This is a genomic window from Mesorhizobium sp. LNHC232B00 (genome assembly GCF_000502435.1).
Lineage (GTDB): Bacteria > Pseudomonadota > Alphaproteobacteria > Rhizobiales > Rhizobiaceae > Mesorhizobium > Mesorhizobium opportunistum.
In genome coordinates this window covers 334,237-348,148 of sequence record NZ_AYWP01000001.1, presented here as the reverse complement: position 1 = coordinate 348,148, position 13,912 = coordinate 334,237, and the positions used below count along the sequence as shown (strand labels likewise).

Below are 13,912 nucleotides of genomic sequence, written 5' to 3'. Positions count from 1 at the left end.
GGCTGCGAAAGCCAATGTCCGTGCCGGGAAGTTCACGCCGCTTACGGGGCTGGAAACGGGGCGAGTTTCCGACACCGAAAGGTCGTGGTCCGTTCAACTCGTTCCTCCTGTGAGAGGAACTACGGGAGACGCCTTTTTATGGATGCCGTCATCAAGAAACTCATGCCCCAGTCCGCCTACATGGAAAAGCCGGTCACCGACCGGCCGAGCGAAGCCGAAGTCGAAGCCGCCGTGCGCACATTGCTGCGCTGGACCGGCGACAATCCGGATCGCGAGGGACTGGTCGACACGCCCAAGCGCGTGGCCAAGGCCTATCGCGAAATGTTCGGCGGCTACGACATGTGCCCCGCCGAGGAACTCGGCCGTACTTTCGAGGAAGTCGCCGGCTATGATGATCTCGTCATCGTCAAGGACATCCAGTTCCATTCGCATTGCGAGCATCACATGGTGCCGATCATCGGCAAGGCGCATGTCGGCTATCTGCCGGACGGCAAGGTCGTCGGCCTGTCCAAGATCGCGCGCGTCGTCGATATCTTTGCCCATCGCCTGCAGACGCAGGAAGCCCTGACCGCGCAGATCGCCGGCGTCATCCAGGATGTGCTCAATCCTCGCGGCGTCGCCGTCATGATCGAGGCCGAGCACATGTGCATGGCCATGCGCGGTATCCGCAAGCAGGGCTCCACCACGCTGACCTCCACCTTCACCGGCGTCTTCAAGGACACGCCCGAGGAGCAGGTTCGTTTTGTCACCATGGTGCGTGGCGGCGGGATATAAGCCCCGTCACCGGCATTGCCCGACCATGATCCCGAAAAGTGGAAGCCGGTTGTCGCGGACAAACGAAAACGTTTGTCCAGAGATCATGGTCAAACAGGAAAATAACCCGGCCAGGAAATAAATCGGCGATGTCGGCACTGGAATTTCCAAAAGCTCCGTCAGACAAGAAGGCCTTGGAAGAAGGCGCGGTGTTTTCACCGCGCTTCGATGCCTCGGGCCTTGTGACCGTCGTCGTCACCGACGCCGCCGACGGTATGATCTTGATGGTCGCGCACATGAACGCGCAAGCGCTGGCGCTGACGTTGGAAACGGGCATCGCGCACTACTGGTCGCGGTCGCGCAACGCACTTTGGAAAAAGGGCGAAACCTCGGGCAATCTCCAGCATGTCGTCGAGATGCTCACGGATTGTGACCAGGACGCCATATGGTTGCGCGTCAAAGTGTTGGGCCACGACGCAACCTGTCACACGGGCCGGCGTTCATGTTTTTATCGGACGGTGGGGCTGGTCGATGGCAAGGGGACGCTTGCCGACGATGGCAGCAAGCCGCTGTTCGATGCGGAAGAAACGTATCGGAAGCCTCTGTGAACCATTCAATATTCACAAACCACTCATGTTCACTATTCTCAAACGTCCTTCCGCTACAAAGGACATGGGACAAGGGAGATCATGATGCTCGAGTGGGCGTCATTGCGTAACAGACCAGATGTCAGGGAGGCCAACGGCCTGTCCTCGCCCGGTGGCGCATCCGAAACCAAATCTCCCAGGAAAACAGGCATTTCGCTCGCCCTTGGCGGTGGTTGCGCCAGAGGCTGGGCCCATATCGGCGTGCTGCGCGCGCTTGATGAGGCCGGCATCGAAGTTTCGATGATCGCCGGCACCTCGATCGGCGCGCTGGTCGGCGGCTGTTATCTCGCCGGCAAACTGGACGAGCTGGAAGAGTTCGCCCGCAGCCTTACGAGGCGACGCATCTTCGGCCTGCTCGATCTCAATTTGCGCGGCAGCGGTCTGTTCGGCGGCATGAAACTCGATGCGCGCCTGCGCGAACATGTGGCGGGCGTTCGCTTCGAGGACCTGCCCAAGCCATTCGTCGCCGTCACTTCCGAAATCCGCACTGGCCACGAAATCTGGCTGTCGAGCGGCTCGCTGATCACAGCCATGCGTGCTTCCTATGCACTGCCCGGCGTGTTCGAACCGGTGAATTGCAACGGCCGCGTACTGGTCGACGGCGCGCTGGTCAATCCGGTCCCGGTGTCGGTCTGCCGCGCCTACGAGCAGCCGCTGGTCGTGGCGGTCAATCTTCACTACGACCTGTTCGGCCGTGCCGCCGTGATCAAACATAGCGCCGGCGAGTTGGTTGTCGAAAAGGACGCGCCGCGTCTCGGCCACTCGGACCCGGAGCACCAGTCGCATCAAAGCCGCCTCGGCATCACCGGCGTCATGGTCGAGGCTTTCAACATCATCCAGGACCGCATTTCGCGCGCCAGGCTCGCCGGCGATCCGCCCGACATGTCGCTGCAGCCCAAGCTTAGCCATATCGGCCTGACCGAGTTCCACCGTGCCGACGAGGCGATCCAGCTCGGCTACCAGGCGACCATGGCGCAGATCGGCGAACTGGCCCGGCTTCAGACGGTTTTGGCTTAGAATACGTCAATCGCTTGAAAGGCGCCGCTGCCATCTCTTGTCCAGGGAGATGCTTCGTCCGACCGGCTCTACGTCGATTCCATTTTGCCTGCATGAGATAAACCGATTGCAAAACGCAACTGGTTATGCTCGTTTACAGGAGATGGAACGGAGGCATGCCGATGGCCAAAATCGTCTATTCCATGCTGACATCCTTGGATGGCTACATAGCCGGACCGGACGGGGACATCGCTCTGCCCGTTCCCGAGGCAGAGCTGCACCAGCATTTCAACGACATGATGCGACAGGCCTCGGTCGTCCTAGCCGGACGGCGCATGTACGAGATGATGCGCTTCTGGGACAGCCCTGACCGCGAGACCAGCGACACCGAGGTCGAGCGGGATTTTGCCCGCGCGTGGCGAGAGACGCCAAAAATCGTATTCTCGACCACGCTCCGAGAAGTCGGACCGAACGCCCGGTTGGTGGATGGCGATGCGGAGACCACCGTAAGGTCTCTCAAGGCCGAGACGGATGGGCTCGTCATCCTCGGTGNCTCGGTGGCGCCGATCTTGCCGCCTCGCTGTCACGTGCCGGTCTCGTCGACGAATTCAGGCTCTACATGCATCCCGTCGTGCTTGGCGGCGGCAAGCCATACTTCCAGTCCGGCCAGTCGCTGACGCTGAGACCGCTTGGGACGGAAAGCCTGAGCCAGGGCGTGATGCTGCTGCGTTATGCGCCGGCCAGCTGAATTCGACGGCCTCGGGCGCGACTACGCTTGCGCAGCGTCGATGATGCGGAATTGCACCGTGCGGTTGCCGTTCCAGTGATTGCCCGACAGCGAGCCGGCGACGTGCACCGTCTTGCCCCGGTTCTTGAACAGGAATTCTCCCAGCACCGTGTCGACGGCGCGAAAGGCGATCGCCTGGATGCGACCGCCGCTGTCGGACTGCAATTCGCAGCGGATGTGGTTGGTGCCGACCGGCCTGGCGTCGGCCAGCCGATGCCGCGGCAGCACGAAAACCGGCGCCACGTGGCCGGCGCCGAATGGCCCCGCCTTTTCCAGCGCATCGAGCAGGCCGAGCGTCGCGCCTTCGGCGGCAAGCGCGCCGTCGATCGCGAGGCTTTCCTCGTCCTGCAGCCGAAACACGTCGGCGGCCGCCCGCTCCTCGAAAAACGCCCTGAGCTCGCCGAGCCTGGCGCGCTCCACGGTGATGCCGGCCGCCATGCCATGGCCGCCGCCCTTGACGATCAGCCCGGCGGTGGCGGCTTCGCGCACAAGCCGGCCGAGGTCGAAGCCCGACACCGAACGACCCGAACCGGTACCGACGCCCACGGCATTGAAGGCGATGGCGAAAGCCGGCCGGCGCGCGTGATCCTTGAGCCGTGAGGCAAGCAGGCCGACAATGCCGGGGTGCCAGTTGTTGCTGGCGGTAACGACGATGGCCGGACCGCTGCCACCGGCAAGCTCGGCATCGGCCTCGGCACGGGCCGCCGCCAGCATCTCCTGCTCCATCAGCTGCCGCTCCTGGTTGAGTCGGTCGAGCGTCTCGGCGATGGTGCGGGCCTCGACCGGATCGTCGGTCGCAAGCAGCCGGCTGCCGAGTGCCGCATCGCCGATGCGTCCGCCGGCATTGATGCGCGGGCCGATCAGATAGGCGAGATGAAAGGTGCTGATTGGTTCGCCGATGCGCGAGACCCGCGCCAGTGCCGCCAGCCCCTCATTCTTCTGCTGGCGCGCAACCTGCAACCCCTTGACCACGAAAGCGCGGTTAACGCCGGTGAGCGGCACCACGTCGCACACGGTNCGACATGCAGATCGCCATGCCGAAACTGGCGCGCAACCTGCAACCCCTTGACCACGAAAGCGCGGTTAACGCCGGTGAGCGGCACCACGTCGCACACGGTGGCAAGTGCCGCGAGATCGAGCAGCGAAAGCAGGTCCGGCGGCGGCGCGTCGGTCAGGCCGCGCAGGACTCTTGCAGTCTGCACCAGGGCAAGGAAGACGACACCGGCGGCGCAGAGATGTCCCTGCCCGGAAAGGTCATCGTCGCGGTTGGGATTGACGACGGCGATCGCCGCCGGCAAGGCGCCGCCAACCTGATGGTGATCGAGCACCACCACATCGGCGCCAGCCGCATTGGCCGCATCGACCGAGACCGCGCTGTTGGTGCCGCAATCGACGGTGACGATCAGCGTCGCGCCGCGCGAGACGAGTTCGCGCATGGCATCGGGATTGGGGCCATAGCCCTCGAAAATGCGATCCGGGATGTAGATTTCCGACGGCACCGAGAAATGCGCCAGGAACCTCTTCAGCAAGGCGGACGAGGCGGCGCCGTCGACATCGTAGTCACCGAAGATCGCCACCTTTTCCTTGGCCATCACCGCCGCCGCGATGCGGGCCGCTGCCCTGTCCATGTCGGTCAGCGATGCCGGATCCGGCAACAGGTCGCGGATTGTCGGGTCGAGAAACCGCTCGGTCTCATCGGCGGTAACGCCGCGCCCGGCCAGCACGCGCGCGACGATGTCGGGCACCCCATGGCCTTGCGCGATCGCAAGCGCGATCATGTCCTGCCGTTCGGTCAGCCGGTGCTCCCAGGCGAGACCGGTGGCCGACTGCCTGACATCGAGGAAAAGGCGCCTTTCGCCCATCATGCGCTTTGCCGACTCATAGTTCGGTGCAGGATAGGCCGAAGGCGGGCAAAACCAAGCTTCACGGCGGCAGACGTCGCGGGACAATTCAAGAAAAACTACGCTTTCCGCTTTTCAGCCTGGCGCCGGATCCATTCGTCGGCTGCGTCCCCATCGTCTTTTCCCGACCGTCCTTGAGCCAGGCCGTGAAAGGTCGATCGAACCTGAACGCATCGCCGCATTCACGGGTGAGACAGCGACGCACATTCTGGGTGTTGCGATAGGATTTCGTAATGGCACGCGAAATCGGCTCCGCACGCCAGTCGAACGCCTTCATCGTCAAATCCTTGCGGCCAGCTTCAGGCTGGCCCCTGAATGGCTAGCAACTGTGACGTGGCTTCGCAAGCTGGTCTAGAACTTATCCAAATCCTGGTGCCGGGCCTTGATCTCGCGCACGGTCCGCGACGACGAGCGCAGCACGATCGTATGGGTGGTGATGGTGGTGCGGCCGAACTTCACTCCCGCCAGCATGTTCCCGTCGGTGACGCCCGTGGCCGCGAACAGCACATCGCCGCGCGCCATGTCTTCGGCCCGATAGACGCGCTTCGGATCGGAAATGCCCATCTTGGCCGCGCGTGCGACCTTCTCCTGTGTGTCGAGGATCAGCCGGCCCTGCATCTGGCCGCCGGTGCAACGCAGCGCCGCGGCGGCCAGAACACCTTCCGGCGCACCCCCGATGCCGAGATAGATATCAATGCCGGTTTCTTCCGCGTCAGTGGTGTGGATGACGCCGGCGACGTCGCCGTCGCCAATCAGCCGGATCGCGGCTCCGGTGGCGCGCACGGCGTCGATCAGCTTGGCGTGGCGGGGCCGGTCGAGGATGCAGGCCGTGATGTCGGAGACGGCGACGCCCTTGGCCCTGGCGAGGCTGGCGATGTTGTCGGCCGGCGAGGCATCGATGTCAATGACGCCTTCGGCATAACCCGGGCCGATGGCGATCTTGTCCATATAGACGTCGGGCGCGAACAAAAGGCTGCCCTTCTCGGCGATCGCGATGACGGCGAGCGCGTTCGGCAGGTTCTTGGCGCAGATCGTCGTGCCCTCGAGCGGATCGAGCGCGATATCGACCGCCGGACCTTTGCCGGTGCCGACCTCCTCGCCGATATAGAGCATCGGCGCCTCGTCCCGCTCGCCCTCGCCGATCACCACCGTGCCCTTGATTGCGAGCCGGTTGAGCTCCTGGCGCATGGCGTCCACGGCAACCTGGTCGGCCGCCTTCTCGTCGCCACGGCCGCGCAGCCTGGCGGCCGCGACGGCGGCCCGCTCGGTGACGCGTACCAGTTCCATGGTGAGTATCCGGTCAAGGCCGGCGACGATGTTCTGGGCCACGTTCATTTCGGCAAATCCTCGTTTATAGGCCGCCTCCCGCCAGAGGCGCGCCTGTTTTGTCAAACGAGCATGACAACGGCAAGACCGGTCAGGCGATTTTATCGAAAAGCCAGCAGTATCAATCGATTAAACGGCGTTTTTGAAACAAATGCCGGCCCGGTCGACAGGGACCAAGCCGGCATGAAACGGGAAAATCCTGCCCTTCGCAGCCTAGAAAACCGCGAGATATTTGAGCAGCGAAACGATGCCTATGATGATGACGATGATTTGGGCGATCTGTCTCATCCTGGCGTCGAGCGGCAGGCGTTGCACCAAATAGAGGACGAGAATGATGACGAGGAACGTGATCAGGATGCCGATCAGCGCGGACGAAGCCATGGTACCCTCCTTGAAATGATTTCCTGAGGCAGGGAAACGAGCCGGCAACGCCGGCTGAGTACCGGCGCCGTCAATACCAGCGGCGCGACGTGTCGTTCATCGACTGGCCGACGGCCAGGCCGGCAAGAAAGCCGAGCAGGCCGATCACGCCAACCACGGCGGTCGTCGTGCCGGGATTTTCGCGCGCGACTTCCGAAACCGACTGGGCCTGGCTGCGCAACTGCTGTGCCGTCCGTGATGCGCGGGATGCCGCCGTATCGTAGAAATCGGAAGCCTGCTCGCTGGCATCGTCGAGCATTTCGGCACCGCGCGCCGAGATGCTCTTGTTGATCTTGGTGATCTCCTTGCGCAGTTCGGCGATCTGCTTTTCCAGCGTCTTCTGGACATCGTCGATTTGAGGGCTATCGGATTTCGATGCTTCGGCCATTGCGGTTCCTTCGGTTTGGGGACCTCAGGAGAACGACGCCGGCAAGGATTGGTTCCGGCAATCCCGACCGCCACCCGACCAGCCAAAGCGCGATGGCGCGGCGCTATCCAGCCCGCTCGATGCGGATGACCTGCGGCTTGTCGGTCAGGTGACCGTCCTTGGTGATGCCGTCGACGGCCTTGCGCACGGCCGCCTCTGTCGTCTCGTGCGTGACCAGGATCACCGTCTTCTGCGCCACCGCCTCGCCGCCGATCGCCTGCTGGACGATCGATTCCAGCGAAATGTCGTTGTCGGCCATGCGCTTGGCGATCGCGGCGAACACGCCAATGCGATCATGCACGGTCAGCCGGATGAAGTAGCCGCCGGCATGGCTGCGCATCTGTGCCTTCTTGTAGGGCCTCAACTCCTTCGCCGGCCTGCCGAAGACGGGCCCGTGCTGGAAGCCGGGCCGGCTCTTGGCGATGTCGGCGATGTCGCCGATGACGGCCGAAGCGGTGGCGTTGCCGCCGGCGCCGGGCCCTGAAAGCAGCAGCTCGCCGAGGATGTCGGTCTCGATCGCCACCGCATTGGTGACGCCGTGCACCTGCGCGATGACCGAAGCGGTCGGCACCATGGTCGGATGCACGCGCTGCTCGATGCCGCTTTCGGTCCGCTGGGCGACGCCGAGCAGCTTGATCCGGTAGCCGAGATCGCCGGCGGCGCGGATGTCGGCCTGGGTGATGTTGGAAATCCCTTCCATGTAGATGTCGTTGGCCGCGATCTTCGTGCCGAAGGCAAGGCTGGTCAGGATCGACAGCTTGTGAGCAGTGTCGTGGCCCTCGATGTCGAAGGTCGGGTCGGCTTCGGCATAGCCCAGCCGCTGCGCGTCCTTCAGGCAGGCGTCGAACGAGATGCCCTCGGCCTCCATGCGGGTCAGGATGTAGTTGCAGGTGCCGTTGAGGATGCCGAACACGCGGGTGACCGAATTGCCGGCCATCGCTTCGCGCATCGTCTTGATGACGGGAATGCCGCCGGCCACCGCAGCCTCGTAGTTGAGCAGCACGCCCTTCTTCTCGGCGATCTCGGCAAGTGCCACGCCATGCTTGGCGAGCAGCGCCTTGTTGGCGGTGACGACATGGCGGCCTGCTTCGAGTGCGGCCTTCACCGACGATCGCGCCGGGCCTTCGTCGCCGCCGATCAGTTCGACGAACACGTCGATCTCGGCCGTCTGCGCCATCTTGACCGGATCGTCGAACCAAGTTGCCGAACCGAGATCGACCCCGCGGTCGCGTTTCTGGTCGCGCGCCGAAACCGCTGACACGATGATGTCGCGCCCGCATTGCCGGGTCAGTTCCGCCGCCTTGTCGCGCAGCACGCGCGCCACGGACGCGCCCACCGTGCCAAGTCCGGCAATTCCAACACGCAATGCTTCAGCCATGGAAGGCGACGTCCCTCAAATCAGATCGGAATTGTATTTACCGGTGGGCGGAAAGCGGAACCACATTGTTGGGCTGCTTGGCACTGCTCGACAGGAAGCGCTTGATGTTGCGCGCCGCCTGCCGGATCCGGTGCTCGTTCTCGACCAGCGCGACACGCACGAAATCGTCGCCATGTTCGCCAAAGCCGACACCGGGCGCCACCGCCACGTCGGCGTGCTCGATCAGCAGCTTGGAGAATTCGAGCGAGCCGAGATGGCGGAACGGCTCCGGGATCGGTGCCCAGGCGAACATCGAGGCGGCCGGGGCCGGAATGGTCCAGCCGGCACGGCCGAAGGCATCGACCATCACGTCGCGGCGCTTGTGGTAGATGTCGCGTACTTCGGCGATATCGGCGCCGTCGCCGTTGAGTGCGTGCGCCGCCGCCACCTGGATCGGCGTGAAGGCGCCGTAGTCGAGATAGGACTTCACCCGCGTCAGTGCCGAGATCAGCCGCTCGTTGCCGACGGCAAAGCCCATGCGCCAGCCGGGCATCGAGAAGGTCTTCGACATCGAGGTGAACTCGACGCAGATATCGATGGCGCCGGGAACCTGCAGCACCGAAGGCGGCGGATTGCCGTCGAAATAAATCTCCGAATAGGCAAGGTCGGACAGGATGATGATGTCGTTCTTCTTCGCGAACGCCACCACGTCCTTGTAGAAATCGAGCGAAGCGACCAGCGCCGTCGGGTTCGACGGATAGTTGAGGATCAGCGCCAGCGGTTTCGGAATCGAATGGCGGATGCCGCGCTCGACCGCCGGGATGAAGCCGTCGTCAGGCTCGACCTGCAGCGAGCGGATGACGCCGCCCGACATGATGAAGCCGAAGGCGTGGATCGGATAGGTCGGATTGGGACACAGGATCACATCGCCGGGCGCGGTGATCGCCTGCGCCATGTTGGCGAAGCCTTCCTTCGAGCCGAGCGTGGCCACCACTTGCGTGTCGGGGTTGAGCTTCACGCCGAAGCGGCGCTGATAGTAGGCGGCCTGCGCGCGGCGCAGGCCCGGAATGCCGCGCGAGGAGGAATAACGATGCGTGCGCGGGTCGCGCACCACCTCGCACAATTTGTCGACGATGGCCTTTGGCGTCGGCAGATCCGGATTGCCCATGCCGAGGTCGATGATGTCGGCGCCGCGCGAACGGGCGCTGGCCTTGAGCCGGTTGACCTGCTCGAAGACATAGGGCGGAAGCCGGCGGACCTTGTGAAATTCTTCCATGGCAGTTCCAGACATCGAAGGGCCCCGGAAATCCGAGGCGTTGGGCGCGCGCTATATACTCATTTGCAGGTAGGGTCGAGGGCGGGATCGCATTTGCCCTCGATCTGCTTCAACGTCTGGGGGCCGTGTTTCTTGGCCAGGTCCGACAGCGCCGCCTGATTGGAGACGTTGGCAGCGCCAGCTTTGGCGCCCTGCGCATTCTCATCGGCCTTCAGTTCGGCAAGCTTGGCGTTCCTCTCCGCTTCCGTGAACTGTGGGGCCGCCACTTGCGGTTTGATGTTCAGGTTCGGAAAGGAGCCTGTATCCTTCGGGCCCGCATCCGTCGCCAGCGGCACCGGTCCGCTGGTGTTGGTGCTCGAACACCCGGCAATGCCCAGCAGCACGATCGCCGCGCCGATGCGGCAAAAGCGTCCGGCGTCAAAAAAAACAGTCTCGCCAATCTTAATCGTCATATTGTTTCCTTGGCAGCCGGGGTAGAGCGAGATTGGACCCTGCCGGATGTCCCATGTTAATATGTCAAGAAAACGCTTCGGGAGGAACCCCGCGAACCATGTCCAAAACACCCGATTCGGGCAAAGCGGAAGATGACGAGCCTTCGACCGTCGAGCAATATCTGGTGAAGGATCCGGAACGCTTCGCGTTGAATATGGCGCGCATGGTCGAGCAGGCCGGCAAGGCGGCTTCCGCCTGGGCCGAACCGCGCGAAAGGGGCGAAGTGCGCGACCACGTCGCCGAACCCGTCGTCGACATGGTCAAGACCTTCTCCAAGCTCAGCGAGTACTGGCTTGCCGACCCGCAGCGCGCGCTCGAAGCGCAGACGCGACTGTTCGCCGGCTACATGACCGTTTGGGCGAACGCCATCCAGCGCGTCAGCCCCAGCGCCGAGGGCGCCGACGATGCCGTCAAGCCGGAGCGCGGCGACAAGCGTTTCCAGGATCCGGAATGGGGCCGCAACGCCTTCTTCGATTTTCTCAAGCAGGCCTATCTCGTCACCTCGCGCTGGGCGTCCGAACTGGTCGAGCACGCCGAAGGTCTGGACGAGCACACCCGCCACAAGGCCAGCTTCTACGTCAAGCAGGTATCCAACGCCATCTCGCCGTCGAATTTCATCCTGACCAACCCGGAACTGTTTCGCGAAACCGTTGCCTCGAACGGCGAGAACCTGGTGCGCGGCATGAAGATGCTGGCCGAGGACATCGCCGCCGGCAAGGGCGACCTGAAGCTGCGCCAGGCAGACTATTCGCCCTTCGAGATCGGCAGGAACATCGCCACCACGCCCGGCAAGGTGGTCGGCCGCAGCGATGTGGCCGAGATCATCCAGTATGATCCGGCGACCGAGACGGTGCTGAAACGACCGCTGCTGATCTGCCCGCCCTGGATCAACAAGTTCTACATTCTCGACCTCAACCCGCAGAAATCCTTCATCCGCTGGGCGATCGAGCAGGGCCACACCGTCTTCGTCATCTCCTGGATCAATCCGGACGAACGCCACGTCGCCAAGAGCTGGGAAGCCTATATCTGGGAAGGCCTGCAATACGGCCTCGACACGATCGAGAAGGCGACCGGCGAGCGCGACGTCAACGCGATCGGCTATTGCGTCGGCGGCACGCTGCTGGCTGCCGCCCTGGCGCTGATGGCCAAGGAAGGTGACGACCGCATCAAGTCGGCGACCTTCTTCACCACGCAGGTCGATTTCACCTATGCCGGCGACCTGAAAGTGTTCGTCGACGAGGAACAGGTCGCGGCGGTGGAAAAGTCGATGAACGAAAAGGGCTATCTCGACGGTACCAAGATGGCGACCGCCTTCAACATGCTGCGCTCCGGCGACCTGATCTGGCCCTATGTCGTCAACAACTACATGCGCGGCAAGGATCCCCTGCCCTTCGACCTGCTCTACTGGAATGCCGACTCGACCCGCATGGCGGCCGCCAATCACTCCTTCTACCTGCGCAACTGCTATCTCGAGAACAACCTCTCGCGCGGCACGATGGAACTGGCGGGCCACACGGTCTCGCTCGGCGATGTCACCATTCCGATCTACAACCTCGCCTCCCGGGAAGATCACATCGCGCCTGCCCTGTCCGTCTTCCTCGGTTCGAAATATTTCGGCGGCAAGGTCGAGTATGTGATGGCGGGCTCCGGCCATATCGCCGGTGTCGTCAATCCGCCCGCGTCCAACAAGTATCAGTACTGGACCGGCGGCCCGCCGACGGGCGATTTCAACCAGTGGATCGCCGCCGCCACCGACCATCCGGGCTCCTGGTGGCCGCATTGGCAAAGCTGGATAGAGTCCAAGGACAACACCCGCGTGCCTGCCCGCAAACCCGGCAAGCATATGAAAACCTTGGGCGATGCTCCCGGCACCTATGTGAAGGTGCGTGTGTAACGGACTGTAATGTGTGGTGAGTTGACGGCCCGGTAAAAGCGGGCGAAATGGTGTCGTCAACCTTCAAGCGGCCGTAATTCGGCGATCTCTGCAAAAATACCTCCAGGCTTGCGGATTTGACACAGGTCTCGTTTCCGGATCGGAGACAAAGGTCACCTCGACGCGGATATCTTGGTTCCGCGCCAAGGACATACCGACCGGACATCGAGGGGGAATTTGACTTTGAAATCAGCAGGATGGAGCCTCGCCAAGGGAGAACGCCGCGCCATTGTGGCAGCGCTCTGCTCGGTGCTCCTGGCCTCCTGCACATCGGCCGGCGACCAGACGATGTCGGTCGGAATGCCCGGCTACAATGCCTCCGCATCGGACATCAACACCTCTGCCGGCAAACCGGCCGCCGGCGTCGATTCGTCGTCTCAGATGGCGACCACGCAGACGACCGTGATGAGCGAAAGCGATACGGCGCTGCCGGAAAAGGTCGCCTACGTGCCGGTGGCCAAGCCCCAGGCCGCGTTTCCGCTGACGATGCCGGCCGGCGTTGAAACCATCGCGGGACAAACACCGCAGGCCCTGCAGCAGCCCGCCCAGACGGCGCAACAGACCGATGCTGTCGCCCAGAAGATCGCCGCTGCCGATGCCGGCGTGACGAAGCCGGCCGCGGCACCGGCGATGAACAATCCCGTCTATGTGACCGCCGGGGAAATGCCGCAAGCCGAGGCGCCCAAGAAAAAAGGCTTCCTGGCCTCGATGTTCGGCGCCACGCCCGCTTCGGCGGCGCCCGCTCCGCTGATCAACGCGCGATCGGGCGAGCAGCCGGCCGTACAAGCCAAGCCGGCGCCGGCGGCGGCAAAGCCGATCATCACGCTGGCCTCGGCCGATTCCACGGCAAAACCGATACAATTGGCTTCCACGGGGGATGAAGCCGGCCACATCACCGGCAGCGATGCCTTGCCCGGCGTGCGCCAGACCGCCCTGTTCGAGATCAAGCGAAAATCCGGCATCGACGACGAAAGCGACGTCGATCTCAACGAGGACGAAGGGTCGGGCGGCTCCTACCAGGTCGCGTCCGCCGCCGGCATGGCGCGGCTCGCGCCCAATGGTTTGCTGAAGCAGAACGAAAGCGTCGACGTCGCCTGCCTGAAGCCGTCGCTGGTGCGCGTGCTGAAGACGATCGAGGGCCACTACGGCCGCAAGATGATGGTGACCTCGGGCTATCGCGACCCGGCCCGCAACCGTCGCGCCAACGGCGCCAAGAATTCACTGCACATGTACTGCGCCGCCGCCGACATCCAGGTGCCCGGCGTCTCCAAATGGGAGCTGGCGAGCTACATCAGGACGATGCCCGGCCGCGGCGGCGTCGGCACCTACTGCCACACCGAATCGGTCCACATCGACGTCGGCCCCGAGCGCGACTGGAACTGGCGCTGCCGGCGCCGCAGCGGCGGTGACGACGGCTAGCGGCAAAGTGGTCACTCAGGCGAAGTTCTTTCGCCGAGACCTTGGCATGGCGGGCGGCCGGACAGATATCAACACCTTGCCGATGCTGATGAAATCGCCGATTTGGCGGGCTGGAAAAAAGTTGTCCAAGGCGGCACCTGACGGGTTGCCGGTTGCGCGCAACGCCAGTATAAGCCGC

13 protein-coding genes and 2 pseudogenes are annotated in these 13,912 nt (G+C 63.5%); 7 read left to right on the top strand and 8 right to left on the bottom strand.

Annotated features, from left to right (window positions below; translation table 11 throughout):
- Nucleotides 1–138 precede the first annotated feature (138 nt).
- The 5 genes and pseudogenes from folE to X743_RS1000000173880 all read left to right on the top strand — a co-directional run bounded on the left by folE (nt 139) and on the right by X743_RS1000000173880 (nt 3,144).
- Nucleotides 139–774, top strand: coding sequence for a GTP cyclohydrolase I FolE (gene folE / locus X743_RS166940; protein ID WP_013895157.1), 636 nt, complete (start codon nt 139–141; stop codon nt 772–774).
- 128 nt (nt 775–902) lie between these two features.
- A complete protein-coding gene (gene hisI / locus X743_RS166945) occupies nt 903–1,361 on the top strand; it encodes a phosphoribosyl-AMP cyclohydrolase (protein WP_023763580.1) in 459 nt (152 codons plus the stop codon).
- 81 nt (nt 1,362–1,442) lie between these two features.
- Complete coding sequence (locus tag X743_RS166950) at nt 1,443–2,417, top strand: patatin family protein (protein ID WP_198028405.1); 975 nt, start codon at nt 1,443–1,445, stop codon at nt 2,415–2,417.
- A 125-nt stretch (nt 2,418–2,542) separates the two neighbouring features.
- Nucleotides 2,543–2,857 (top strand): annotated as a pseudogene (locus X743_RS1000000173885) (dihydrofolate reductase family protein); the annotation flags it as partial.
- Entirely contained in the window at nt 2,812–3,144 is a 333-nt protein-coding gene (locus X743_RS1000000173880; protein ID WP_280800781.1) for a dihydrofolate reductase family protein, read from the top strand. The pseudogene X743_RS1000000173885 and the gene X743_RS1000000173880, both read left to right, overlap by 46 nt.
- A gap of 21 nt (nt 3,145–3,165) precedes the next feature.
- On the opposite strand, the pseudogene recJ reads toward X743_RS1000000173880, so the two are convergent.
- The 8 genes and pseudogenes from recJ to X743_RS01000000168535 form a co-directional block, all read right to left on the bottom strand.
- Nucleotides 3,166–5,048, bottom strand: a pseudogene (gene recJ, locus X743_RS1000000174085) (single-stranded-DNA-specific exonuclease RecJ).
- 85 nt (nt 5,049–5,133) lie between these two features.
- Nucleotides 5,134–5,361, bottom strand: a complete 228-nt coding sequence (locus tag X743_RS01000000168540; protein ID WP_245264141.1) for a DUF6434 domain-containing protein — start codon at nt 5,359–5,361, stop codon at nt 5,134–5,136.
- A 74-nt stretch (nt 5,362–5,435) separates the two neighbouring features.
- A complete protein-coding gene (gene glpX, locus X743_RS166955; RefSeq protein ID WP_023763578.1) occupies nt 5,436–6,419 on the bottom strand; it encodes a class II fructose-bisphosphatase in 984 nt (327 codons plus the stop codon).
- Nucleotides 6,420–6,623: 204 nt separating this feature from the next.
- Entirely contained in the window at nt 6,624–6,791 is a 168-nt protein-coding gene (locus tag X743_RS1000000170230) for a Thivi_2564 family membrane protein (protein ID WP_023763577.1), read from the bottom strand.
- Nucleotides 6,792–6,861: 70 nt separating this feature from the next.
- Nucleotides 6,862–7,218: a hypothetical protein gene (locus tag X743_RS166960; RefSeq protein ID WP_023763576.1), complete on the bottom strand. Its 357-nt coding sequence runs from the start codon at nt 7,216–7,218 to the stop codon at nt 6,862–6,864.
- A gap of 103 nt (nt 7,219–7,321) precedes the next feature.
- Nucleotides 7,322–8,635 (bottom strand): homoserine dehydrogenase, encoded by a 1,314-nt coding sequence (locus tag X743_RS166965; RefSeq protein ID WP_023763575.1) that lies wholly within the window; start codon nt 8,633–8,635, stop codon nt 7,322–7,324.
- Nucleotides 8,636–8,672: 37 nt separating this feature from the next.
- On the bottom strand, nt 8,673–9,890 hold the full coding sequence (locus X743_RS166970; protein WP_023763574.1) for an LL-diaminopimelate aminotransferase: 1,218 nt from the start codon (nt 9,888–9,890) through the stop codon (nt 8,673–8,675).
- A 59-nt stretch (nt 9,891–9,949) separates the two neighbouring features.
- The gene (locus X743_RS01000000168535; protein ID WP_023763573.1) at nt 9,950–10,342 is read right to left on the bottom strand and encodes a hypothetical protein; all 393 of its coding nucleotides are present in this window, start codon (nt 10,340–10,342) and stop codon (nt 9,950–9,952) included.
- Between the two features lie 98 nt (nt 10,343–10,440).
- On the opposite strand from X743_RS01000000168535, the gene phaC reads away from it, so the two are divergent.
- Together phaC and X743_RS166980 are read left to right on the top strand one after the other, a co-directional pair.
- On the top strand, nt 10,441–12,276 hold the full coding sequence (phaC, locus tag X743_RS166975) for a class I poly(R)-hydroxyalkanoic acid synthase (protein WP_023763572.1): 1,836 nt from the start codon (nt 10,441–10,443) through the stop codon (nt 12,274–12,276).
- 216 nt (nt 12,277–12,492) lie between these two features.
- Nucleotides 12,493–13,734 carry a YcbK family protein gene (locus tag X743_RS166980; protein ID WP_023763571.1) on the top strand — a complete coding sequence of 414 codons (1,242 nt, stop codon included), beginning with the start codon at nt 12,493–12,495 and terminating at the stop codon, nt 13,732–13,734.
- The last annotated feature ends 178 nt before the right edge of the window (nt 13,735–13,912 follow it).